19 protein-coding genes and 1 pseudogene are annotated in these 24,210 nt (G+C 73.1%); 11 read left to right on the plus strand and 9 right to left on the minus strand.

Features of this window, described 5'->3' with window-relative positions:
• Positions 1-154: 154 nt before the first annotated feature.
• The 3 genes from ACZ6Z8_RS34790 to ACZ6Z8_RS34800 form a co-directional block, all read right to left on the minus strand.
• Positions 155-1,165, minus strand: a complete 1,011-nt coding sequence (locus ACZ6Z8_RS34790; protein ID WP_465614003.1) for an MBL fold metallo-hydrolase — start codon at positions 1,163-1,165, stop codon at positions 155-157.
• 121 nt (positions 1,166-1,286) lie between these two features.
• Positions 1,287-2,090, minus strand: coding sequence for a hypothetical protein (locus ACZ6Z8_RS34795; protein WP_465614004.1), 804 nt, complete (start codon positions 2,088-2,090; stop codon positions 1,287-1,289).
• A 115-nt stretch (positions 2,091-2,205) separates the two neighbouring features.
• Complete coding sequence (locus tag ACZ6Z8_RS34800) at positions 2,206-3,132, minus strand: GNAT family N-acetyltransferase (protein WP_465614005.1); 927 nt, start codon at positions 3,130-3,132, stop codon at positions 2,206-2,208.
• 271 nt (positions 3,133-3,403) lie between these two features.
• Between ACZ6Z8_RS34800 and ACZ6Z8_RS34805 the strand changes: the two are divergent.
• The 3 genes and pseudogenes from ACZ6Z8_RS34805 (at position 3,404) to ACZ6Z8_RS34815 (ending at position 6,670) form a co-directional block, all read left to right on the plus strand.
• Positions 3,404-4,749: pseudogene (locus ACZ6Z8_RS34805) on the plus strand (MbnB/TglH/ChrH family RiPP precursor modification enzyme).
• A gap of 28 nt (positions 4,750-4,777) precedes the next feature.
• Entirely contained in the window at positions 4,778-5,818 is a 1,041-nt protein-coding gene (locus ACZ6Z8_RS34810; RefSeq protein ID WP_465614006.1) for a TIGR04222 domain-containing membrane protein, read from the plus strand.
• A gap of 69 nt (positions 5,819-5,887) precedes the next feature.
• Positions 5,888-6,670: a TIGR04222 domain-containing membrane protein gene (locus ACZ6Z8_RS34815; RefSeq protein WP_465614007.1), complete on the plus strand. Its 783-nt coding sequence runs from the start codon at positions 5,888-5,890 to the stop codon at positions 6,668-6,670.
• 77 nt (positions 6,671-6,747) lie between these two features.
• Here ACZ6Z8_RS34815 and hemQ read toward each other — a convergent pair whose 3' ends face one another.
• Positions 6,748-7,473: a hydrogen peroxide-dependent heme synthase gene (gene hemQ, locus ACZ6Z8_RS34820; RefSeq protein ID WP_402821080.1), complete on the minus strand. Its 726-nt coding sequence runs from the start codon at positions 7,471-7,473 to the stop codon at positions 6,748-6,750.
• A complete protein-coding gene (hemG, locus tag ACZ6Z8_RS34825; RefSeq protein WP_465614008.1) occupies positions 7,470-8,900 on the minus strand; it encodes a protoporphyrinogen oxidase in 1,431 nt (476 codons plus the stop codon). The genes hemQ and hemG overlap by 4 nt, the downstream gene beginning before the upstream one ends.
• Before the next feature lie 118 nt (positions 8,901-9,018).
• On the opposite strand from hemG, the gene ACZ6Z8_RS34830 reads away from it, so the two are divergent.
• From ACZ6Z8_RS34830 to ACZ6Z8_RS34840, 3 genes are all read left to right on the plus strand, one after another.
• Entirely contained in the window at positions 9,019-9,162 is a 144-nt protein-coding gene (locus ACZ6Z8_RS34830) for a hypothetical protein (protein WP_465614009.1), read from the plus strand.
• 24 nt (positions 9,163-9,186) lie between these two features.
• Positions 9,187-9,633 (plus strand): 2-thiouracil desulfurase family protein, encoded by a 447-nt coding sequence (locus ACZ6Z8_RS34835; RefSeq protein ID WP_465614010.1) that lies wholly within the window; start codon positions 9,187-9,189, stop codon positions 9,631-9,633.
• Positions 9,634-9,752: 119 nt separating this feature from the next.
• A complete protein-coding gene (locus ACZ6Z8_RS34840; RefSeq protein WP_465614011.1) occupies positions 9,753-10,724 on the plus strand; it encodes a DUF4349 domain-containing protein in 972 nt (323 codons plus the stop codon).
• Between the two features lie 80 nt (positions 10,725-10,804).
• Here the strand turns inward: ACZ6Z8_RS34840 and hemE are convergent, their stop codons facing one another.
• Entirely contained in the window at positions 10,805-11,908 is a 1,104-nt protein-coding gene (gene hemE, locus ACZ6Z8_RS34845; RefSeq protein WP_465614012.1) for a uroporphyrinogen decarboxylase, read from the minus strand.
• A gap of 146 nt (positions 11,909-12,054) precedes the next feature.
• Between hemE and ACZ6Z8_RS34850 the strand changes: the two genes are divergently transcribed.
• The 5 genes from ACZ6Z8_RS34850 (at position 12,055) to ACZ6Z8_RS34870 (ending at position 18,899) form a co-directional block, all read left to right on the plus strand.
• Complete coding sequence (locus ACZ6Z8_RS34850) at positions 12,055-12,717, plus strand: DUF3000 domain-containing protein (RefSeq protein WP_465614013.1); 663 nt, start codon at positions 12,055-12,057, stop codon at positions 12,715-12,717.
• Between the two features lie 319 nt (positions 12,718-13,036).
• Positions 13,037-13,753 (plus strand): LuxR C-terminal-related transcriptional regulator, encoded by a 717-nt coding sequence (locus ACZ6Z8_RS34855; RefSeq protein WP_188303604.1) that lies wholly within the window; start codon positions 13,037-13,039, stop codon positions 13,751-13,753.
• 241 nt (positions 13,754-13,994) lie between these two features.
• A complete protein-coding gene (locus ACZ6Z8_RS34860; RefSeq protein WP_465614014.1) occupies positions 13,995-15,248 on the plus strand; it encodes an HRDC domain-containing protein in 1,254 nt (417 codons plus the stop codon).
• 256 nt (positions 15,249-15,504) lie between these two features.
• Positions 15,505-16,749 carry a thiolase family protein gene (locus ACZ6Z8_RS34865; RefSeq protein ID WP_465614015.1) on the plus strand — a complete coding sequence of 415 codons (1,245 nt, stop codon included), beginning with the start codon at positions 15,505-15,507 and terminating at the stop codon, positions 16,747-16,749.
• Positions 16,750-16,751: 2 nt separating this feature from the next.
• Positions 16,752-18,899 carry a 3-hydroxyacyl-CoA dehydrogenase NAD-binding domain-containing protein gene (locus tag ACZ6Z8_RS34870; protein WP_465614016.1) on the plus strand — a complete coding sequence of 716 codons (2,148 nt, stop codon included), beginning with the start codon at positions 16,752-16,754 and terminating at the stop codon, positions 18,897-18,899.
• Positions 18,900-18,973: 74 nt separating this feature from the next.
• On the opposite strand, the gene ACZ6Z8_RS34875 is transcribed toward ACZ6Z8_RS34870, so the two are convergent.
• The 3 genes from ACZ6Z8_RS34875 to ACZ6Z8_RS34885 all read right to left on the minus strand — a co-directional run bounded on the left by ACZ6Z8_RS34875 (position 18,974) and on the right by ACZ6Z8_RS34885 (position 24,032).
• Positions 18,974-20,500: an ArnT family glycosyltransferase gene (locus ACZ6Z8_RS34875; protein ID WP_465614017.1), complete on the minus strand. Its 1,527-nt coding sequence runs from the start codon at positions 20,498-20,500 to the stop codon at positions 18,974-18,976.
• Positions 20,501-20,669: 169 nt separating this feature from the next.
• Positions 20,670-22,574, minus strand: a complete 1,905-nt coding sequence (gene dxs, locus ACZ6Z8_RS34880) for a 1-deoxy-D-xylulose-5-phosphate synthase (RefSeq protein ID WP_465614018.1) — start codon at positions 22,572-22,574, stop codon at positions 20,670-20,672.
• 279 nt (positions 22,575-22,853) lie between these two features.
• Positions 22,854-24,032, minus strand: a complete 1,179-nt coding sequence (locus ACZ6Z8_RS34885) for an ROK family transcriptional regulator (protein WP_465614019.1) — start codon at positions 24,030-24,032, stop codon at positions 22,854-22,856.
• Positions 24,033-24,210 lie beyond the last annotated feature (178 nt).

The raw sequence follows: 24,210 nt of genomic DNA on the forward strand, positions 1-24,210 counted from the left end.
GGTTGGGCCGGGCCGGCGCCCGGTGTTCGGTTCCTGTCAGTGGTCCGGGCGGCGCACCGGGGTCGGCCCCCGCCGCGCGGTGCCGGCCGCCGCCGCGGGGGCCGCCGCCACGGGGCGGCCGGCCCGGGTGTCGGCTCCGCCCGGAGCCCGGGTGTCAGCTCCGCCCGGAGCGCGGGTGCGGGACGCGGTCGGCGTCCTCGGCGAGTTCGCGGGCCACCAGGGCGACCTGGCCCATGGCGTCCAGGACGCCGGGCAGCTCGGAGCCGTCCAGGTGCCGGTACTCGGCCGCGACGGTGAGCACCAGCCGCTCGGGCAGGCCGAGTTCGGGGTGGCGCTGCTCGGCGATCACCCGCCGGGCGGCGTCCAGCGCGGGTATCCCGGCGGCGTGCAGGGCGTGGGCGCGCTCGCGGACGTACGCCAGGTAGCCGATGTGTTCCCGGACGCCGTCGCGGTCGAGCACCGGGCCGTGGCCGGGGACGAAGATCTCCGCGCCGGTGGCCAGCGCCTGCTCGCAGGCGCCGATGACGTTCTCCAGCGGGCCGGCCCAGTGCGACGGGTGGTCGCCGGGCTGCTCGGGGGTGGAGGAGAAGATCACGTCGCCGGTGAACACCGCGCGCTGGTGCGGGAGGTGGACCATGAGGTCCCCGCTCGTGTGGGCGGCGGGCAGGCTGGTGATCTGCACCGGGTAGCGGCCGACCTTCAGCTCCAGCTCGCCGGTGAACACGGTGTCGGGGTGCACCGGTTCGGTGGTGGACCAGTCGAAGCGGCCGAAGTGCTCGCGGAGGTAGCCCCCGAGCGGGGAGTCCGGGTCGCTGTTGGCGAGCAGCGCGTGCTGCTGCTGCGGGGTGGGCTCCCAGTGGATGTGTTCCAGCGCCTCGCGGGTGGCGATCACCTCGGCGTCGGGGAGCACCCCGGCACCCCACAGGTGGTCGCCGTTGGCGTGGGTGACGACCACCCGGTCGATGTCGACCCCGGTGGGCAGCAGGCGCCGGCTGGCGGCCAGGAACTCCCCGGCCATCGAGGGGTCGTACGGGGTGTCGATCCAGAGCGCGGTGGTCTCCGAGGCCAGCAGGCCGCAGTTCGCGAGGCCCCAACCCCGCTTCGGCGGGAGCCACACGTACAGGTCCTCGGCAATCGCGCTCACGTTCGCACGGTTGATCGTCATGCGCGCGATTATGCCCATGTTGTGTCAGGGATGGGGCAAAACCGGGGCGGACGGCCGGAGTTCATGCCCCGTTATCTCCCACCCTGCCCCGATTCGTACTGCGTGGTCGAGGCCAACCGTCTCAGAGCTCGGGACGGCCGGTGGCCACCTCACCCCGGAACCCGGACGGGACGTCGGACCGCGGCGCGGGCAGCACCCGGCAGACCTCGACCGTGACGTCCACGGTGTCCAGCCCGATCACCCGACCCTCCACCGCGACGAATCCTTTCTCCCCCGAGCGGAACAGCGCCGCCAGCGAAGAACCCCGGTTCGCCGAGGTCAGCGCCTCCACCGCCATCGCCGAGCCGAAGGCGAACACCCCGCAGAGCACCACGCAGGGCGCGTGCCGGGGCGTACGGGTGACGAAGATGAAGCCGTGGTCGCGGATCAGCTCCCCGGCCGGGCCGCACAGCGCCTCGAAGGTCATCCCGCCCCAGCGGGCGCGGGCCTCGTCCGGGTACTCGATGGCGAAGTCCGGGAACACCGCCTCCAGCACCCCGCCGGAGTAGGAGTTGACGCTCGGGCCGCCGATCGAGAAGGTCGGCATCCGCGGGTCCTGCGCCCCCGCCACCACCAGCTCGATCGTCGCCTTCCGGTTGACCTTCCGCAGCAGGTCGGTCAGCTCCGCTATCGCCCTGGCCTCGGCCATCGGCACGAACAGCACGTTCTTCGGCCCCCGGCTGGTCAGCTGGCAACCGTCCGCGGTGAAGGCGAACTCCGCCACCTCCAGGCGCGGGATGACGATCTGCACCCGGCCGTACGGGGCCAGCAGCGCCCGCAGGAAGCCGTAGCGCAGGAACAGTCTGGTGCGGGCGAGGGAACGGGCCGCGAGAAAACCGATCACGGCCGGAACGGACGCGATCAGCACCTGGAGCAGGATCTCCATATGATCCCCCGAAGGAAGACTCGACCACGAACTGTGCGCCCTGGTTAAGTCCCCGCCCGTGGCCGAAAATACCCCCGTCCGGCGATTCGGAGCGTAGCGATCTCCGCACGGACGGTCACCCGAGCCGCTTGATCCCCTTGCGCTCCCCCGCGCAGCGCTCGTAACCGAGCCAGGAGTTGACGGCCAGCATCGGCGCGTTGGTGGTGTCGTTGCTGGTGTACGCCCGCCGGTAGCCGGCCGCCGCGGCGAGCCGCAGCGACTCCAGCTTGGCCAGCCGGGCCAGGCCGCGGCCGCGGAACTCCCGGCGGCAGGCGGTGAACGCGGACCAGTAGCGGTCCACCCCGTCGGTCTGCACCATGGTGAAGGCGGCCGGCTCGCCGTCCACCACGGCCACCACCGTCAGCCCCAGGTCCAGGTCCGGCCGGGCCCAGTCGTCCTTGAGCCACTCCTCGTACTCCAGGGCGTCCATCTCGAACTCGCCGGGCTCGTCCCGGATCGCGTCCGCCTCCACCAGGAACAGCGGGCGCGGATCGTCCGCCCAGTCGGTGGCCGGGCGCAGCTCGACGCCGGCCGGCCGGACGGGCGCCTGCGGCAGCGGCAGCGTGAGGTCCCGGCCGCCGAACTGCGCGCTGCGCCCGATCTCGTAGCCCCGGGCGGCGCCGAAGGCCAGCGAGGCGGGCTCGTCGTCCAGCCAGGTGTGCAGTTCCGTCACCCCGTGGCCGATCAGGTGCCGTTCGGCCGCGGCCAGCAGGGCGGTGGCCGCGCCGCGCCGCCGGAAACCGGGCAGCACGCTGCCGTTGGCGTAGCCGACGCCGGCGGTCGACGTCCCGAGCACCACCCCGCAGCGCACCCCGCCGACCACCCGGCCGTCCGACTCGGCGACGAAGGTGCGGAAGTGCTGGGCGGAGTCCTGCCGGGCGTTCAGCCAGAGCAGGGCCTCGGCGGTCATCACCAGGTGCTCGCGCCCGGCCCGGTGGGCGGCCGCCACCGCCTCGGCGTCCTCGGGCCGGAAGTCACGGATCGTCAGTGCAGTCGTCGTCATGGATTCCCACGCTATCCACCGCCGTCGGCCGACCGCCTCCGATTTTCTCCGCCCCCACCCGGCGCCCCGGCTGGGGAGATCGTCCCGGTCGAGGCCCGCAGCACCCGACCACCAGGATCGGCAAGCTCAAATAATGCTCTGAGAAGACCGGCTGAGGCTTGGCAGCGACCCCGCCCGGGGACATCCTCAGCACCACGGCCGCGCGGTCCTGGCGACGACGCCCGCACCGCCCGACGGCCTCCCCACCCAGCCTCCGAAGGGGGCGAAACCGATGACTTCCCCTGCCTCCACGCCCCGCCCCGGGGCCGGAACCGGGTCAGGAACCGGAACCTCGTCCGGAACCGGAACGGCGCTCGGCGTCGGCCTCGGCTGGCGCAGCGAGATCGACACCGTGGTCGAGCGCCAACCCGGCCTGGACTGGGTCGAGGTGGTCGCCGAGAACGTCTGCCCCGACCACCTGCCCACCTCGCTCACCGTGCTGCGCGAGCGCGGCGTCACCGTCGTCCCGCACGGCGTCGGCCTCGGCCTCGGCGGCGCCGGGCTGCCCGATCCCGAGCGGCTCGGCACGCTCGCCGAGACGGCGCTCGCGCTCGGCTCCCCGCTGGTCACCGAGCACCTGGCCTTCGTCCGGGCCGGCGGCCTGGAGGCCGGGCACCTGCTGCCCGTCCCCCGTACCCGGGACTCGCTGCGGGTGATCGCCGAGAACGTCAGGATCGCCCAGGACCAGCTTCCGGTGCCGCTCGCCCTGGAGAACATCGCCGCCCAACTCTCCTGGCCCGAGAACGAGTTCACCGAGGGCGAGTTCCTCGCCGAACTGGTCGCGCGGACCGGCGTCCGGCTGCTGATCGACGTCGCCAACCTGCACACCAACCGGGTCAACCTCGGCATCGACCCGGCGGCCGAACTCGACCACCTGCCACTGGAGGCGCTCGCCTACGTGCACGTCGCCGGCGGCACCCTGGTCGACGGCGTGTGGCACGACACCCACGCCCACCCCGTCACCGAACCGGTGCTGGAGGTCCTGGCCGAACTCTGCGCGCGGGTCGCACCGCCCGGCGTCCTGCTGGAACGGGACGCCAACTTCCCGCCGCCCTCCGAACTGGCCGGTGAACTGGACGCCATCCGCCGGGTGCTGGAGGGGAGCACCCCGCGATGAACGAGCTGGACCACGGCGAGCGCACCACCGGCATCGCCCGGGAGCGCCTGGCCCGGCAGCAGGAGGAACTGTTGGCCGCCCTGGTGGCCGGCGGGCCCGTCCCGCCGGGCTTCGACCCGGACCAGGTCCGCGCCCAGTCCACCGGCCTCGCCGCCAAGCGGCGCGACACCACCGCGAAGGTCGTCCCCGCCCTGCCCCGCCTGCTCGGGGCGCGGTACGGGCCGCTCTTCCTCGACTACGCCCGCACCCACCCGCAGACCGGCGGCTACCGCGCCGACGCCCGGGCCTTCGCCGCGTGGGTGCTCACCGACGGCGGCACAGTCGCCGCCGACCACCGCCGCGCCCTGGAGCAGTGGCTCCGGCAGGCGCCGGAACAGGCCGAACGGGCCGAGCAGGCCGAGCAGGCCGAACGGCCACCCGGGCCGCTCGCCCGCCTGCGCCGGGCCCTGCGCGGCCGCTGACCGAATCCACACCTCGGGGGAACCACCCATGTGGCACAACAGCTACTTCATCGTCCCCGCCGTCCTGCTGGCCGCGGCCGGCCTGTACGCGGCCCAGACCCACCAGCGGGTCCGGCACGTTCCGCACCCGATGGGCCTGCCCGGCCGCGGACTGCCGCTGCTGGACACCGCCTTCCTGGCCGGCGGCCCCGCCCGGGTCGTCGACACCGCGCTGGTCCGGATGCACCTCGCCGAGCAGATCGTGATCAACCGCGCGGGACTGGTCACCCTCACCGGTGCCAGGCCGTACGACGCCGTCGACCAGGCGGTCCACGACGCCGTCGGCGCCACCGGCAGCCGGGAACTCGGCGCCCTGCGCCGGATGGTGATGCGCTCCGCCGCCGTCGAGGAGATCGGCGACCGGCTCGCCGACCGCGGCCTGATGCGGCGCCCCGAGCGGCTGCAGCGGGCCCGCACCGCCCGCCGGCTGCTCTGGCTCGCGATGCTCGACGTCGTGGTCTTCACCGTGCTCGCCCTGCTGCTCGACGACAACGAGGCCCTCTACGAGCACCCGGACCTCTTGATCCCGGGCTTCCTGCTGCTCCTCGGCGCCGTCACCCTGGCCGTCACCCGCCCGGCCAAGGGCCGGATCACCCCCGCCGGGCAGCGCCAGCTCGGCCTGATGCGGGGCAGCACCCCGTGGACGCCCAGCTCGGGCGTCTCGCCCCGGCTGACGGGCGGCGCGATGCTGGGCGCGGTCGCGCTCGGCGGACTGGCCGCGGCGGCGCTGGACAACCAGGAGCTGGAGGCCGCGATGCTGGCCGCGGCGGCCGAGGAGGAGGCGGTGCGACAGGCCCAGGCGTCCTCGTCCTTCTTCTCCTCCTCGTCCTCGTCGTCCTCCTCGTCCTCGTCGGGCGGCTACTCCTGCGGCGCCGTCGACTCCGGCTCCACCCACCACCACTCCTGCGGGTCCTCGCACCACTCCTCGTGCGGCTCCTCGCACTCCAGCAGCTGCGGCTCCTCCTCCAGCTGCGGCTCCTCGTCCAGCTGCGGTTCGAGCTGCGGGAGCAGCTGCGGTGGCGGTTCTTGACGTCACAGTTCGGTATCGCGGGCCGGGAAGCCGTTCCCCGCACGACGGCCCCAGGCATACAACAAGCCCATGTGGTTGCTGTTCCTGATACCGGCCTGTGTCGCGGCGGTGTTCTCCTGCCTCCGGCTGGTGCGGATGACCGCCACCGCCGACGCCCTCGCCGACCAGGATCGGCTGCGCCCGCCGGAGGCCGTCGGCATCGGGCTCTACGAGACGGCCTACCTGGCCGGCGGTCCGGACCGGGTGGTGGAACTCGCCCTCGTCCTGATGGCCGGCCGCGGCCGGCTGCACCTCGCGCACACCGGCTGGACCACCGTGGTCGACCCCAAGGGGCGCAGCCGTCTGGAGCGCGCCGTCGTGGCCACCGTCGGCCCCGACGGCCAGTGCCGTACGGACGAGCTGCGCCGGGCGATGGCCGAGCACCCCACCGTGCTGGAGATCGGCGCCCGGCTGGCGCTGGCCGGCCTGGCCACCCCGGCCCTGGTCCAGCGCAACACCGTGGTGGTGGTCCGCCAGGTCCGGCACGCGATGCTGCTGACCCTGGTGCTGCTCGCCGCCTCGCTGGCCGTCAGCGGCTTCACCGGCGGTGACACCGTCGCCCCGCTCGCCTGGTTCTCGCTGCCGCTGGTGCTCACCGCGGGCACCCTGCTGATGGCCCGGGTCGACGTCTACCCCTACACCCGCTGGGCCTCCCCGATCGGCCAGGAGGTGCTGCGCGAGGTCCGCCCGGCCCGTCAGCACGGCCTCGCCGACGACGAGGAGCGCGAACTGCTCACCGCCGTCGCCATGAACGGCCTCGCCGTCCTCCCCGACGCCCGTCTGCGCGCCGCCCTGCGCCCCCACCGGGGCTGAACTCCCCGGAACCACCGGAGGCCGGTTCCCCCCGCTGCCGAGCGGGGGGAACCGGCCTCCGTACGGCGCGGGTGGGGTCAGACCAGGCCGTTCAGCAGCTCGCTCACCGGCTTGCGGCGGCCGGTGAAGAACGGCACCTCCTCGCGGACGTGCATCCGGGCCCGGGAGGCCCGCAGGTCGCGCATCAGGTCGACGATGCGGTGCAGCTCGTCCGCCTCGAAGGCGAGCAGCCACTCGTAGTCGCCGAGCGCGAAGGAGGCCACCGTGTTGGCCCGCACGTCCGGGTAGCCGCGGGCCTGCATGCCGTGCTCGGCGAGCATCGAGCGCCGGTCCTCGTCGGGCAGCAGGTACCAGTCGTACGAGCGGACGAACGGGTACACGCAAACGTAGTCGCGCGCGCGCTCGTCGGCGAGGAACGCCGGGATGTGCGACTTGTTGAACTCGGCCGGGCGGTGCAGGGCCATGTTCGACCAGACCGGCTCCAGCTGGCGGCCGAGGCCGGTGCGGCGGAAGCGGTTGTACGCCTCCTGGAGGTCGTCCGAGTCCTCGGCGTGCCACCAGACCAGGATGTCGGCGTCCGCGCGCAGCCCGGACACGTCGTACGTGCCGCGCACCGTCACGTCCTTGGCGGCGAGCTGGGCGAACAGCTCGTCCACCTCGGCGGCGAGGCCGGTGCGGTCCTCGGGCAGGGCGCCCTTGAGCTTGAACACCGACCACATCGTGTAGCGGATGACCTGGTTCAGGTCGCGCGCCTTCTTCTTCTCGGGCTGCTGCTCCGGCTCCCGCTCAACGCTCTCAGTCATGCGCCCATTGTCCTCTCCGTGGAACCTTCCCCGGTCGCCGGGGTCAACAGTTTGTCGATGGCCGCCGCCGCGGCGGCCGCCGAGGCGATGCAGGCCGGGATCCCCACCCCGTCGTACGCGGCGCCGCACAGCGCCAGCGCCCCCACCGCCTCCGCCGCCGCCCGCACCCGGGCGACCCGGTCCAGGTGGCCCACCGGGTACTGCGGCAGGCCGGCCGTGAAGCGCGACACGAAGGTGTCGTACGGCCGGGCGGTCAGGCCGATGGCCTCCTCCAGGTCCGCCAGCGAGCGGGCCACCAGCTCCTCGTCCGGCAGTTCCAGCACCTCGTCCTCGCGGTGGCGGCCCAGCGAGGTGCGCAGCAGGAAGGCGTCCGGGGCGGAGCGCTCCAGCCAGCCCCACTTGTTGGTGGAGAAGGTCGAGGCCTTGATCCGGCGGCCGTCCACCGGCGGCACCAGGAAGCCGCTGCCGGCGGGCGGCTCGGGCAGGTCGGCCCGGCGGAACGCCAGGGTCACCAGCGCCATGCCCGCGTACTCGACGGTGTCCAGCTCGACGGCCGCCGCCGGGGCGTCCGCGCGCAGCAGCCGGGCCGCGGCCGGCGCCGGGACGGCCAGCACCACGGCGTCCGCGGTCAGCACCTCGCCGCCGGCCACCACCCGCCAGCCCTCGGGGGTGCGGCGCAGCTCCTCCACCGGGGTGTCGGTGCGCAGGTCCACGCCCGCCGCGACGCAGGCCGCGGCGACCGCCTCCGGCAGGGTGCCCAGGCCGCCGCGCAGGCCCTGGAACACCGGGGTGCCGACCACCTGCGGCCGGGAGGCCAGCTCGTGCACGCCCTCGACCAGCGAGCCGCCGCCGCGGGCGATCGGCAGCAGCTGCGGCACGGCGGCGCGCAGCGAGATCTCGTCGGCGCGCCCGGCGTAGACGCCGCCCAGCAGCGGCTCGACCAGCCGGTCCACCACCTCCCGGCCCAGCCGGTCGGCGACGTAGCGGCCGATCGCGACGTCCGCCCCGACCTCGGTGGTCCGCTCGTCGCGGGCCCGCTCCAGGCCCTCGGCGGTGAGCACCCCGGAGGCGGCCAGCGCCTCCAGGTCACCGGGGACGCCCATCACCTGCCCGCCGGGCAGCGGCCGCAGCGCGCCGCGGGTCCAGATCGCCGCCTTCGCGGTGGTCGGCGGCTCCAGCTGCTCCCCCAGCCCGACCGCCCGCGCCAGCTCCACGGCCTCCGGCCGCCGCGCCAGCACCGACTCGGCCCCGAGGTCCACCCGGACCCCGCCGACCTCCCCGCCCCAGAGCTTCCCGCCGACCCGCCCGGACGCCTCCAGCACCGTCACCCGTGCCCGCGCCGTGCCCCCGGCCGCCCCGCTCAGGAAGGCGGCCGCAGCCAGCCCCGCGATCCCACCACCGACGACGACGACCTGTGCATCCGACATGCTTCGCAGTCTCGCAGGTCTTTACACGGAACCCTCAATCCGCTGCACGCAGGTCGGTGATCGACAAAACGGCGGTGTTCGGGCGACCGTCCGGCTCGACGCGGACTCTCCCTGCCCGGTGCCGGTCGAGATCGACTGCGCGGTGCTGGACACGGGCGACGACGACGTGGTCACGGTGTCGACCTGGCGGCCGCACCACCTCGAAACCGTCTGCGGGCGAAGCGAGTTCCGCGTGTACCGCGAACAGCTCCTGGAGGCTTGAGGCCGCCGTCGTAGGCTCGGGCGCATGGAACCGATCATGGTGAGTGCCTGTCTGGCCGGGGTGCCCTGCCGGTACGACGGGCGGGCGAAGAGGTCCGTCGAGGCCGTTCGGCTGGTGGCGGAGGGGCGGGCGGTCGTGGTCTGTCCGGAGGGGGCGGGCGGGTTGCCGACGCCGCGGCCGGCGGCGGAGATCGTGGGCGGGGACGGGGCGGACGTGCTGGACGGGCGGGCGCGGGTGGTGGACTCGACCGGGACGGACTGCACCGCGGAGTTCCTGGCCGGGGCCCGGGCGGCGCTGGCGGCGGCGGAGGAGGCGGGGGCGCGGCGGGCCGTGCTGATGGCGCGCAGCCCGTCCTGCGGGTGCGGGCAGGTGTACGACGGGACGTTCTCCGGGGAGCTGCGGCCCGGGGACGGTGTGACGGCGGCGCTGTTGCGACGGGCGGGGATCGAGGTCACCGCCGATGAGGGCTGAGTTCGTGGCCGTCCCGCCGCCGAGCTGTGATGGACTCGCGATCGCCCGGGCTGGTCCGCGCGACCGGCTCTCCCGTCCAATGGTGAGGAATGCCAATGGACTTGGGGAGGGGCCCGGGAATGGGACGACAGGCGAAGGCCGGAGCGCTGGGGGCGGCGGTGGCTGCGGCGGTGCTGCTGGTCGGGGGTTGCAGCGCGGGCGGATCGGGGGATTCGGCGAGGAACGACTCGGCCGGGGCACCGGCGAAGCAGGCCGCTGAGGGCGGCGGGGCGGCCGCGCCGGCTCCGGCGAACGCCCACCCCTCCGGCGCCCCGGCGGCGGCCGGGGTGACCCCGGCCGCCGACACCCGGTTGATCTCGTACACCGCGCAGCTCACCCTGCGCACCAAGGACGTTCCACAAGTGCTGACCAAGGCCCGGGACTTGACCACCACCTCGGGCGGCTACGTGGGCGGCGAGTCGGTCAGCGGCAGCGGCACGGACGAGTCCGGCCAGCTGACGCTCAGGATCCCGTCCGGCGCCTACCAGCAGACCCTGGACCAGCTGGCCGCCCTGGGCGAGGTGGTGTCCCGCAGGAGCCAGGCGGAGGACCTGACCCAGCAGGTCGCGGACGTGGCGAGCCGGGTGCAGACCCAGCAGGCGAGCGTGGACCGGGTGCGGGCGCTGATGGCGGAGGCCAAGACGCTGAGCGACATCACCTCGCTGGAGGGCGAGTTGAGCCGCCGCGAGGCGGACCTGGAGTCGCTGCAGAAGCAGCAGAAGGAGCTGGCCGCCCGGACTTCGTACTCCACCGTGACCCTGGACGTCCGCCGCGACGCCGTGGCGCCCGCGCCGACCGCGGCGCCGAAGGAGGAGCAGGGCTTCGGCGATTCGGTCGGTTCCGCGCTCGGCGGCGGCTGGCACGTTCTGCTGACGATTGCGCGGGCGCTGGCGGTGGCGCTGGCCGCGTTGGCGCCGTTCCTGCTGGTGCTGGGCGTCCCGGCGGCGCTGGTCTACCGGTACTGGCGCCGGACCCGTTCGCACCCCGGCGTGCCCGGCACCCCCGACGCCCTCGACGGCGCCGGTGAGGCCGGCCCCGGCGACGGGGACTGACCCGACCGGCGGTGGCGGCCCCCGGCTCCCGGGGGCCCGCCACCGCGGGGCGTCGGCGCGTGGAGGTCAGCGCGTGGAGGTCAGCGCGCGCTGGTCTCGTGCACGAAGGCGACCAGGCGGCTGAGCGCGTCCGGGTCCATCGACGGCATCACGCCGTGCCCGAGGTTGAAGATGTGGCCGCTGGTGCCGAGCGCCTGGGCGGCGTGCAGCACCTCGCGGGCCTTGGTCTCCACGACCTTGGTGGGGGCGAACAGCACCGCCGGGTCGAGGTTGCCCTGCAGGCCCTTGCCGGGGCCGACCCGCTCGGCGGCGACGTTCAGCGGCACCCGCCAGTCGACGCCGACGATGTCCGCGCCGGCCTGGCCCATCAGTCCGAGCAGCTCGCCGGTGCCGACGCCGAAGTGGATCCGCGGCACCCCGTAGGAGGCGACGGACTCGAAGACCTTGGCACTGGCCGGCATGACCGAGCGGCGGTAGTCGTCGGGCGCGAGCGAGCCGACCCAGGAGTCGAACAGCTGGACCGCGGAGGCGCCCGCCTCGATCTGCACCTTCAGGAAGGCGGAGGTGATGTCCGCCAGCCGGTCCACCAGGGCGGCCCACAGCTCGGGCTGCCCGTACATCATGGCCTTGGTGTTCTCGTGGTTCTTGGACGGCCCGCCCTCGACCAGGTAGCTGGCCAGCGTGTACGGCGCACCGGCGAAGCCGATCAGCGGGGTCCCGCCGAGCTCGTCCACCAGCAGGCCGACGGCCTCGGTGATGTAGGGGACGTCGTCGGGCTCCAGCGGCCGCAGCCGCTTGAGGTCCTCGAAGGTCCGGATCGGATCGGCGATGACCGGGCCGACGCCGGCCTTGATGTCCACGTCGACGCCGACGGCTTTGAGCGGCACCACGATGTCGCTGAAGAAGATCGCCGCGTCGACCTTGTGCCGGCGCACCGGCTGCAGGGTGATCTCCTTGACCAGCTCGGGCCGCATGCAGGACTCCAGCATGGGGATGCCCTCGCGGACCTTCAGGTACTCGGGCAGCGAGCGACCCGCCTGGCGCATGAACCACACCGGGGTGTGCGGCACCGGCTCCCGCCGGCAGGCGCGCAGGAACGCGGAGTCGTGCGCGGCGCCGCGGCGCGCGGGGGTGGATCGGCCGTCGAGGGTGGCCGCCGTCGGGTCTGCCGTAGTCTCGCTCACGGGTCAAATCTTCGCATGCGCCGAAGTCCCGCCTCCCCGGGCGGTCTCGTCGGTTCCTCCAAGATCTGGCCGGGTTTGCCGTTCCGGCACGCCGCTCGGACGGAAGTTGCGGCGATAACCCGGGTTTTCGACCTAGTCTTCGGGTCATGGCAGCGGTCGGCGGGCACCCCGCACAGGGTGGCGGAACAGGTGGCGGAACGGGTCGGGAGGGGGCGCCGAGCGAGTTCCGGGCCGCCGTGGAGGCCCTCGAAGGGGCGCGGCTACGGCCGGAGCTCCAGCTCTCCCCCTCGCCGGCCCCGCGCCGGCTCGCCCCGTACGCGTTCGCGTTGACCGCCGCCGTGGAGGTGGACGGCGAGGAGCTGGCCGACGGCCGGCTGGTGCTGCTGCACGACCCGGCCGGGCAGGAGGCCTGGAACGGGGAGTTCCGGGTGGTCACCATGACCCGGGCCGAGCTGGAGCCGGAGATGGCCGGCGACCCGATGCTCTCCGAGGTCGGCTGGGCCTGGCTGCTGGACGCACTGCAGGCGCACGGCGCCGGGTACGCGGAGCCGTCCGGCACGGTGACCCGCTGCGCCTCGCAGTACTTCGGCGGTCTGGCGGACCGCCCGTCCTCGACCGAGATCGAGATCCGGGCCTCCTGGACGCCGGCCGACGGCCGGTTCGAGCGGCACCTGGCGGCCTGGGGGGACCTGCTCTGCATCAGCGCCGGGCTGCCGCCGGCCGCGCCGTCCCCGCAGGGCCCGGGCGAGGTCACGTCACTCGGTGGGGTGGTCCCGATGCCGGCGCGGCGACGCCCGCGGTCGCACTGACGGGTGGTGCCCGGGCCGGACGGCCCCTCCGGGCCCGATGCCACCCCCAGGACTGACGGAGTGTGACTTCAGTCGTGCTCTGCGTCAATAAACTGATCAGAGTCGACCGATCCGTGCCGAATCTGATCGATTTTGTGCGATTTCAGGGCATCTCGCATCAGTCATATGCGCGATTTGTCCGTATTGTTACTCACTAGATCGTGATCTTTCGCTAAAGCCGGGCACGGTAGCTGCCGAAGCAGACTGTGACCCTTTCCGAACGCGGAACACTCCGACCGCCCCCTCGGGGTTCCGTCCGCCACTCCCCGCAGGAGGCCTGGTGTCGGTCCTTCTTGAGCACCCCGCAAACGTGGTCGCCTACCGGCCGACCAAGCCCACCGCCATGGTGGTCATCGCCGATCCCCGCGTCCGAAACACCGTGACCCGTCACCTGTGGGCGCTCGGCGTCCGCGACGTGATCGAGGTGTCCTCGATCGCCGAGGCCCGTCCCCGGGTCTCCACCCCACGCGACATCTGCGTCGCCGACGTGCATCTGCCGGACGGCTCCGGGCTGACCATCCTCGCCGAGACCCGCGCCGCGGGCTGGCCCAACGGCCTGGCCCTGTCGGCCGCCGACGACATCGGCGCGGTCCGCAGCGCGCTGGCCGGCGGCGTCAAGGGCTACGTGGTCACCGGCACCCGCACCAACGTCGCGATGCCCGGCCGCCCGGGCCTGCCGCTCGGTGCCGCCGGACTGGCCGGCCGGATGCGCCGCCCCGGGATGCCGGGCATGCCGGGCGCCACCGGCGCTCCGGGCGCACCCGGGGCTCCCGGAGCGCCGGGCCCGCAGCAGGCCGCCTACCGCGAGCTGTCCGGCCGCGAGGTCGAGGTGCTGCGGCTGGTCGCCGAGGGCCAGTCGAACAAGGCGATCGGCGTGGCGATGGGCCTGTCGGCGCTCACGGTGAAGAGCCACCTCGCCCGGATCGCCCGCAAGCTCGGCACCGGTGACCGCGCCGGGATGGTCGCGGTAGCGCTGCGCACCGGCATCATCCACTGAGCCGACCGGGCCGAACCGCTCGTCGAAGCCGCGGCGGCCCAGGAGGAACGTTCCTCCTGGGCCGCCGCACCCGCACACCCGACGCCCTGGCACCCCGACGGAAACCGGCCCGCACCCGGGTCCGAGCGGGCCGGAGGCGAGCGGGCGGTCTCCCGCCCCGGGCCGAAGCGCCCGCCGGCGATCAACAGTCTGACCAGTCCGACAACACTCCCACTTCCGAGGACCGTCGTACCCTTGGTGGGTGACCGACGCCGTAGCAGCCATCCCAGAAGAAGCAGCCCCGGTCCCGCTCCTTGAGCCGAAGGAGGGGATCCCGCCCGTCGTGGCGGACGAGCAGGCGCTGGCCGCCACGATCGCCGCCTTCGCCGCGGGCACCGGACCGGTCGCCGTCGACGCCGAGCGCGCCTCCGGCTACCGCTACGGGCAGCGGGCGTACCTCATCCAGCTGCGCCGAGCCGGCGCCGGCTCCGCCCTGATCGACCCGATCGCCTGCCCCGACCTCAGCGGGCTGGGCGCCGCCATCGCGGACGCCGAATGGGTGGTGCACGCCGCCACCCAGGACCTGCCCTGCCTGGCCGAGGTGGGCATGAGACCGACCCGGCTGTTCGACACCGAGCTGGCCGGGCGGATCGCCGGCTTCGCCCGGGTGGGCCTCGGGCCGATGACCGAGAACGTGCTCGGGCTGAGCCTGGCCAAGGAGCACTCGGCGGTGGACTGGTCCACCCGCCCGCTGCCCGAGCCCTGGCTGCGCTACGCGGCCCTGGACGTCGAGGTGCTGGTCGAGCTGCGTGACGCACTCGAACAGGAGCTGGACGCCCAGGGCAAGCTGGGCTGGGCCCTGGAGGAGTTCGCCGCGATCGCCGCCGCCCCGCGTCCGGCCCCGCGCACCGACCCGTGGCGCCGCACCTCGCAGCTGCACAAGGTCCGCCGGCGCCGCCAGCTGGCCGTGGTGCGCGAGCTGTGGCTGACCCGCGACCGGATGGCGCAGGAGCGCGACGTCTCCCCCGGCCGGGTGCTCTCGGACGCCGCGATCGTCAACGCCGCGCTGGCCATGCCGCTGAACATCGCCGCCCTGCAGGCCGTCCAGGGCTTCGGCCCTCGCCTGCACCGGCGCCAGCTGGACCAGTGGCTGGCGGCCGTGCAACGGGGCCGGGAGGTCCCGGAGAACCAGCTGCCGCCGGCCGCCGCGCCGCACGACGGTCCGCCGCCGCCGCGGGCCTGGGCGGAGAAGGACCCGGTGGCCGCCGCCCGGCTCTCCGGCGCCCGCGCCGCGGTCAGCGAGCTGGCCGAGCGCCATCACCTGCCGGCCGAGAACCTGATCACCCCGGACCTGGTGCGCCGGGTCTCCTGGGAGCCGCCGGCCGAGCCGGGCGCCGAGGGCGTGGCCGCCGCGCTGCGCCGGCTCGGCGCCCGGCAGTGGCAGGTCGACCTGGTGGCGCCGGCGATGGCCGCCGCCTTCACCGCCGCCGCGGCCACCGCCACGGCCCAGGGCTGATCGCGCCGCCCGGCACCGATCGGGCTCCGAACGGGGATGCCGTCCGCACGGACGGCATCCCCTTCGGCGTCTCCGGGGAGGCTTCCTGGTCGGACGTACCGTCGGACGTGTCGCGGGACACATGGTCAGAACCCTCGGAGGGGCCTGGGCAGGTTGGTTACCGGCGGGTAGCATGACCGTGACGCGGCGCCGCTCGGGTGTTTCCCGGCGGCAGCCTGTCCACCTCGAAATGTTGGTCCCTGGGAGGAGAGCCCCCGTGCCTCGTACCGCGAGGGACGTCGTCTTCGTCGACGGCGTCCGCACCCCGTTCGGCAAGGCCGGCCCGAAGGGCATCTACCACGAGACGCGCGCCGACGACCTCGTCGTCAAGTGCATCCGGGAGCTCGTGCGCCGTAACCCGAACCTGCCCGTCGAGCGCATCGACGAGGTCGCCGTGGCGGCCACCACGCAGATCGGCGACCAGGGTCTGACCATCGGGCGCACCGCCGCCCTGCTGTCCGGCCTGCCGAAGTCCGTCCCCGGTTACGCGATCGACCGCATGTGCGCCGGCGCCCTGACCGCCGTGACCACCACCGCCGGCGGCATCGCCTTCGGCGCGTACGACGTGGTCGTGGCCGGCGGCGTCGAGCACATGGGCCGCCACCCGATGGGCGAGGGCGTTGACCCGAACCCGCGCTTCGTCTCCGAGAAGCTGGTCGACGAGTCCGCCCTGTTCATGGGCATGACCGCGGAGAACCTGCACGACCGGTTCCCGCACCTGACCAAGGAGCGCTGCGACGCCTACGCCGTGCGCTCCCAGGAGAAGGCCGCCAAGGCGTACGCCAACGGCGACATCCAGCCCGACCTGGTGCCGATCTCGGTCCGCAACACCAACCCCGAGGTCGGCGAGACCGGCTGGGGCCTGGTCACCGTGGACGAGCCGCTGCGCCCGGGCACCACGATGGAGTCGCTGGCCAACCTGAAGACCCCGTTCCGCCCGCACGGCAACATCACCGCGGGCAACTCGGCCGGTCTGAACGACGGCGCCACCGCCTCGCTGCTGGCCGCCGAGGACGTCGCCGAGGAGCTCGGCCTCCCGGTCAAGATGCGCCTGGTCTCCTACGCCTTCGCGGGCGTCGAGCCCGAGGTCATGGGCATCGGCCCGGTGCCGGCCACCGAGAAGGCGCTGGCCAAGGCCGGTCTGACCATCGACGACATCCAGGCCTTCGAGATCAACGAGGCCTTCGCCGTCCAGGTGTTGTCCTTCCTGGACCACTACGGCATCGCGGACGACGACGAGCGGGTCAACCCGTACGGCGGTGCGATCGCCTTCGGCCACCCGCTGGCCTCCTCCGGCGTGCGCCTGATGAACCAGCTGGCCCGCCGCTTCGAGCAGCGCCCGGACGTCCGCTACGGCCTGACCACGATGTGCATCGGCTTCGGCATGGGCGGGACCATCATCTGGGAGAACCCGCATTGGAGCGGAGCGGAAAAGTCGTCCGAGCTCGAGGGTGGTAAGTGACCATGAGCAACACCACTGAGCTGCTCCAGCACGGCGCCGAGCTGTTCCCGGGCGAGGTCGTCACGACCGCGCACGTCCGCCACCTGGACCTGCCGCTGCAGGCCGGCAAGCTGGCCCTGATCACCCTGGACAACGGCTTCGACCACACCAAGCCGACCACCTTCGGCCCGGGCTCGCTGCTGAAGCTGTCCGAGGCGCTGGACCAGGTCGAGGCCGAGGCCGCCGAGGGCAGGATCGTCGGCGCCGCGATCACCGGCAAGCCGTTCATCTTCGCCGTGGGCGCCGACCTCAAGGGCGTCGAGCTGCTCCAGCAGCACGCCGACGCGCTGGCCATCGGCAAGGGCGGCCACGAGGTCTTCAAGCGGATCGCCGCGCTGCCCGTCCCGACCTTCGCCTTCTACAACGGCGCGGCCATGGGCGGCGGCGTCGAGGTCGGCCTGCACTGCGACTACCGCACGGTGTCCGCGGGCGTTCCGGCCTTCTCGCTGCCCGAGGTCTTCCTCGGCCTCGTCCCCGGCTGGGGCGGCTGCACCATCCTGCCGAACCTGATCGGTGCCGGTAAGGCCGTCAAGGTCATCATCGAGAACTCGATGAACCAGAACAAGCAGCTCAAGGGCAAGGACGTGTTCGAGCTGGGGATCGCCGACGCGATCTTCGAGCCGGCCGACTTCCTGGAGCAGTCGCTGCTGTGGGCCGCCAAGGTCCTCAAGGGCGACCTGGTCGTCGAGCGCGAGGCGATCGACCGCGGCAAGGCCTGGGACGACGCCGTCCTCTGGGGCCGCATGGTCGCCGACGGCAAGGTGCACGGCGCCGCCCCGGCCGCCTACAAGGCGCTGGACATCATCGCCGCCGTCAAGGACGCCGACCTCGCCGACAAGGCCAGCCTGCAGGCCGGCTTCGACGCCGAGGACGCGGCCCTGGCCGACCTCATCATGGGCGGCGAGCTGCGCAGCGGCATCTACGCCTTCAACCTGGTGCAGCGCCGGGCCAAGCGCCCGGTCGGTGCCCCGGACAAGTCGCTGGCCCGTCCGGTCTCCAAGGTCGGCGTCGTCGGCGCCGGTCTGATGGCCTCGCAGCTGGCGCTGCTGTTCGCCCGCCGTCTGGAGGTGCCGGTGGTCCTCACCGACATCGACCAGGAGCGCGTCGACAAGGGCGTCGGCTACGTCCACGCCGAGATCGACAAGCTGCTCGGCAAGGGCCGGATCGGCCAGGACAAGGCCAACCGCCTCAAGGGCCTGGTCACCGGCTCGCTGGACAAGGCCGCCGCCTTCGGCGACGCGGACTTCGTCATCGAGGCCGTGTTCGAGGAGATGGGCGTCAAGCAGACCGTCTTCGCGGACCTGGAGAACGTGGTCTCGCCGACCTGTGTGCTGGCGACCAACACCTCCTCGCTGTCGGTCACCGAGATGGCCTCGAAGCTGAAGCACCCCGAGCGGGTCGTCGGCTTCCACTTCTTCAACCCGGTCGCGATCCTGCCGCTGCTGGAGATCGTCCGCGGCGAGCAGACCGACGACGCGTCGCTGGCCACCGCCTTCGCCGTGTCGAAGAAGCTGAAGAAGACCTCGGTGCTCTGCAAGGACGCCCCGGCGTTCGTGGTGAACCGGATCCTGACCCGCTTCATGGGCGAGATCCAGAACATCATCGACGAGGGCACCCCGATCGCCAGCGTCGAGAAAGCCGTCGAGCCGCTCGGCCTGCCGATGTCCCCGATCGTGCTGCTGGAGCTGGTCGGCCCGGCCATCGCCCTGCACGTCTCGGAGACCCTGCACGGCGCCTTCCCGGAGCGGTTCACCGTCTCCGAGAACCTCGGCAAGGTGGTCAAGGCCGGCAAGCGCGGCTTCTACACCTGGGTCGACGGCAAGCAGGTCCTCGACCCCGAGGTGCTGGAGCTGCTGACCTTCGGCGACACGGTGCTCACCGAGGAGCAGGTCCTCAGCCGCGCCCTGGAGGCCGTGGCGCAGGAGATCGGCCTGATGCTGGCCGAGGGTGTCGTCGCCGAGGCGCAGGACATCGACCTCTGCATGATCACCGGTGCCGGCTGGCCCTTCCACCTGGGCGGGATCACCCCGTACCTGGACCGTGAGGGCGTCTCGGAGCGGGTGAACGGCAAGAAGTTCCTCGCCCCCGGCGTGGCCTCGGTGCCCGCGTAAGGCGTAGCGCTGTACGGAGGAGCCCCGGCGACCTGGTCGCCGGGGCTCCTCCGTACGTGGGGGGCGTTCGGGCCTCAGTGCTTGAGGCGGTAGACGACGGTGTCGCCGATGACGCCGATCATCTCGTAGTGGGTGTCCAGCAGGTTCTCGATCCGGGGCACCATCACCGGCTGGTAGGGGGCGATGCCGGAGTCGTCCACGAAGACCTCGGGCAGGCCGTTGGCGAGCTCCTTGTCGAAGGTCTGCCAGGCGTTGTTGACGCTGAACTGCTCGCCCACGTTGGGGCTGCCGTCCTTGCCGCCGCTGTAGTTGGTGAGGAAGCCGGCGGTCAGGTAGCGGCTGGCGGGCTTGCGGTCGGCCAGCCAGTACAGCTCGGGGTGCATGCCCCAGACCAGCACGGTGTCCTTGGGAGTGGTCTGGGCGGCGACCGCGGTGGCGACCTCGGTGTTGCGGCTCATCTGCTCGCCCGGCCAGGCCAGTGCCAGGGTCCAGAACACCGTGGCGGCGACCGTGGTGTACACCAGGACGGGCTTCCAGCGGATCGCCGAGGTGGCGACCGCGCCGGTGCCCAGCAGCACCAGCGGGGGCATCAGCTGGAGGTAGTAGTGGCCGAAGAAGTGGAAGCCCACGCTGACCGCCACGACCGAGGAGAGCAGCCAGACCCACAGGTCGGTGGTCGAGCCGTACTCCTCGCCGGCCACCGGCAGCGGGCGGTGACGGTACTTGAACCAGAGCCGGCGGCCGACCGGGTACAGGAAGCCGAGGCCCGCCGCGGCCAGGATGCCCAGGTTGCCGAAGGCCCGGCCGAGCATCTGCAGCCAGGCGCCGCCGAAGGAGGCGTAGTCGCCGCTGCCGGTGACCACCCAGAAGAGGAAGCCCTTGGGCTTGGTCAGGATGACCGCCACCAGGGCTATCGGTACCGCGAAGCCGAACCCGATCTTGAACAGCGCGGGCGGCCAGCGCACCCCTCGTCGGCGGGCGTCCTGGAGGAGCATCCAGAGCACCGGCAGCAGGACCGCGCCGCCGGTCTGCTTGGTCAGCGAGCAGAGCGCGACCGCGATGCCCGCGGCCAGCCAGCGGCGGCGCTCGGCGTAGCGGAAGGCGGCCACCATCGCGGGCAGCATGAAGACCTCGAAGGTCGCCGCCTGGGTGTCCTCCGGGGAGAGCCCGATGGACACCAGCAGGTAGAGCAGTCCGGCGCCGGCCCCGGCACGGTTGCCCCAGCGGCCGCGGGCGATCGAGGCCAGCAGGATCGCGGTGACCAGGTGGGCCGCCACCGCGAGGGTGCGCAGCGGCCACAGCGAGGCGGAGCCGAAGAGGGCGAAGCAGGCCTGGTACAGCCAGGGCAGCAGCGGCGGCTTGCGGTCCACGACGGTGTCGTAGAGCACCCCGCCGTCCGCGAGCATCCGGGCCTGGGTGGCCAGGAAGCCCTCGTCCGGGCTCCAGACGGGCCGGGCGAAGGACGGGACGTGGGTGGCCAGCGCGACCAGCGCGAGCACCGGCACCAGCCTGGTCCAGTACCCCTGACGAAGGTGGGTACGGGCGCGCTCGGGCAGGCGGTCGGCCAGGCCGGCGAGGCGGCGGCGGGTGGGGGTCGGCACGATTGACAACCTACCGGGCGGGATCGGCACGGATGGCGCCGGTCCCGCTATTCAGTGCGATTGTCAGCTCGTTCCGTGACGAACTGTTACAGAGTTACGACAATCAGTCGTCGGCGGAACGGACTACGGGCACCGCTGGCGCCATGGGTCCGTTCCGCCGACCGCCGTCTCAGGCCTTGACCGGCGCCGCGTCCAGCTTGGCGACCAGGGCGGTCACCCGCTGGGCGATGTCGGGGCCGTTCAGGCCGATCTCGGCCAGGATCTCGTTCCGGCTGGCGTGGTCCAGGAATTCCTGCGGAATACCGAAGTCGCGCACCGGCAGGTCCACGTCCGCGTCGCGCAGCGCCTGCGCGACCGCCGCGCCGACGCCGCCCACCCGGCCGTTGTCCTCGATCGTGACGACCACCCGGTGCTCGGCGGCCAGGCCCGGCAGGGCCGGGTCCACCGGCTTGACCCAGCGCGGGTCCACCACGGTGGCGGTGATCCCCTGGGCGGCCAGCAGGTCGGCGACCTCCAGGCTGGTCGGGGCCATCGCACCGACCGAGACGATCAGCACGTCGGCGCGGTGGGCGCCGGAGGGCTCCTCGGCGGCGCGCAGCACGTCCATGCCGCCGACCCGGCCGACCGCGGGGACGGCCGGGCCGACCGTGCCCTTGGAGTAGCGGACCACCGTCGGGGCGTCCTTGACCAGGACGGCCTCGCGCAGCTGGGCGCGGACCTGGTCGGCGTCGCGCGGGGCGGCCAGCCGCAGGGTCGGGATGACCTGGAGGATGGACATGTCCCACATGCCGTTGTGCGAGGCGCCGTCCGTGCCGGTGACGCCGGCCCGGTCGAGCACGAAGGTGACGCCCAGCTTGTGCAGCGCCACGTCCATCAGCACCTGGTCGAAGGCGCGGTTCAGGAAGGTCGCGTAGACCGCGAACACCGGGTGCAGCCCGTTGGTGGCCAGGCCGGCGGCGCTGGTGACGGCGTGCTGCTCGGCGATGCCGACGTCGAAGATGCGGTCCGGGAACTCCTTGGCGAAGGGGGCCAGGCCGACCGGGTGGAGCATCGCGGCGGTGATCGCGACGATGTCCTCGCGCTCGTGGCCGAGCGCGACCATCTCCTCGCCGAAGACCGAGGTCCAGTCCTTGCCCGAGTTCTTGACCGGCAGGCCGGTGTCCGGGTGGATCACGCCGACGGCGTGGAAGCGGTCCTCGTCGTTGTTCTCGGCGGCGTGGTAGCCGCGGCCCTTCTCGGTGAGGCAGTGCACGATCACCGGGCCGCCGAAGCCGCGCGCCTTGGTCAGCGCGGACTCCAGGGCGGTCAGGTCGTGGCCGTCGATCGGGCCGATGTACTTGAGGCCGAGGTCCTCGAACATGCCCTGCGGGGCGATGAAGTCCTTGAGGCCCTTCTTGGCGCCGTGCAGCGTCTCGAACAGCTGCTGGCCGACCACCGGGGTGCGCTGCAGCGCGTCCTTGCCCCAGGAGAGGAAGCGCTCGTAGCCCTGGGTGGTGCGCAGCGTGGCGAGGTGGTTGGCCAGGCCGCCGATGGTCGGCGAGTAGGAGCGCTCGTTGTCGTTGACGACGATGACGACCGGGAGGTCCTTGGCGTCGGCGATGTTGTTGAGCGCCTCCCAGGCCATGCCGCCGGTGAGCGCGCCGTCGCCGATGACGGCGACGACCGGGTCCGCCTTGCCCTGGATCTTGTTGGCCTTGGCGAGGCCGTCGGCGTACGAGAGGACCGTGGAGGCGTGCGAGTTCTCGATCACGTCGTGCTCGGACTCGGCGCGGGAGGGGTAGCCGGACAGGCCGCCGCTCATCTTCAGCCGGGAGAAGTCCTGGCGGCCGGTGAGCAGCTTGTGGACGTAGCTCTGGTGGCCGGTGTCGAAGAGGATGCGGTCGCGCGGCGAGTCGAACACCCGGTGCAGCGCGATGGTGAGCTCCACCACGCCGAGGTTGGGGCCGAGGTGACCGCCCGTCTTGGAGACCTCGGTCACCAGGAAGGTCCGGATCTCCTGGGCCAGTGCGGCCAGCTGTCCGGGCGTGAGCCGGTCGAGATCGCGCGGTCCCCGAATGCGGGTCAGCAGGGCCACCCGTTCCTCCTCGTTCAGTGTTCGCGGACCACGGACGGTCCGACGGGCGTCGCTGCCCGGTCCGGCGGCAGGCCGGTGGTCGCGGCCGGTACCGACCGGTCGAGTCTAATCTCCGCCTGCCGGACACCGAGCGGCGCGCCCGGTGCCACCGGCTGGTTACCGCCATTCCGGGAGGTCGGTCGGGGGATGTGGGTCAATCCGGGTTGACGAACGGGTGTTCTGGTCGCGGGATCGGGGGCGGGAAGGGCGTGAGGAGCGGGTGGGGTCGGGGCGGGGGCGTCAGTGGCGGGCGAGGGCGCCGGACTCGCCCATCTCGCTCATCACCAGGGCGAGCGCGCCGAGCACCTCCGCGCGGCCGCCCAGGGTGCCGGGGACGACCGAGAGCTGGCGGGCGGCGCTGGGGATGGCGTAGCGGGCGACCGAGTCCCGGATGGGGCCGAGCACCAGCTCACCGGCCTCGGCGAGGTCGCCGCCGAGGATCACCCGGCGGGGGTTGAGCAGGTTGCACAAGGTCGCCACGCCCGTGCCGATCTGGCGGCCCGCGTCGGCGATCACCCGGCGGCAGCCCAGGTCGCCCTGGTGCGCCAGCTCCACCACCCGGGGCAGCGAGAGGTCCGAACCGAGGGTGGAGCTGAGCAGCGAGAGCAGGTAGCGGGAGCCGACGAACGTCTCCAGGCAGCCGCGGTTGCCGCAGCGGCAGACCGGGCCGGCCTCGTCCAGGGTGATGTGCCCGATCTCACCCGCGGTGCCGCCCGGGCCGCGGTAGATCTGGCCGTTCACCACCAGGCCGGCGCCCACGCCGCTGGCGATCTTGATGTACGCGAGGTCGCTCAGGCCGCGGCCGGCACCCCAGACCAGCTCGCCGAGCGCGCCCAGGTTGGCGTCGTTGTCCACGTGCACCGGCATGCCGAGCCGCTCGGCCAGCTCCCGGCCCGGGGCGATGCCCGTCCAGCCCGGCAGGATCGCGGTCGAACCGAGCGCGCCGGTCTCCACGTCGATCGGGCCGGGCACGCCGAGACCCACGCCGATCACCTTCTCCGGGCGGAAGCCCGCCTGCTCCAGCAGCCGCTCCACCATCGCCTCGGCCCGGTCGAAGCCCTGGGCCGCGGAGACGTCCACGTCGATCGGGGCGCTCTCCTCGGCCAGCACCCGGTGGGCGAGGTTGCCGACCGCGACACGGAGGTGGGTGTGGCCGAAGTCGATGCCGACGACGATGCCGGCGTCACCGCTGAGCGAGACGCTGCGGGCGCGGCGGCCGCCGGAGGAGGTGTCGGCGACCACGACGGTGCCGCTCTCCTTCAGTTCCCGCACGATGTTGGAGACGGTGGCCGCGGAGAGGCCGGTGCCGCGGGCGATCTCGGCCTGGGTCAGCGAGCCGGCCATCCGCACCGCGCGGAGCACCCGTTCCAGATTCGCCCGGTGCAGGGACGACTGTGAGCCCGGTGTGTCCGTCGACATGATCCGCCCTCCCAGGGGTGGGGAGCCCTCGGTCGGGTGTCCCCTTCAACTCCTGAAGCCTACGGCTCGGCGGGGTTGGAGGGTGGGGGGTGGGGCTTTCGGGAGGGTGGGTGACGCCGGGGGCGGTTCCGGGGGTGGGTGCTCCGGGGGCTGGGTGATTTTCGGACTGCCGACTCTC

It is taken from the genome of Kitasatospora sp. NPDC101108, from assembly GCF_055584725.1.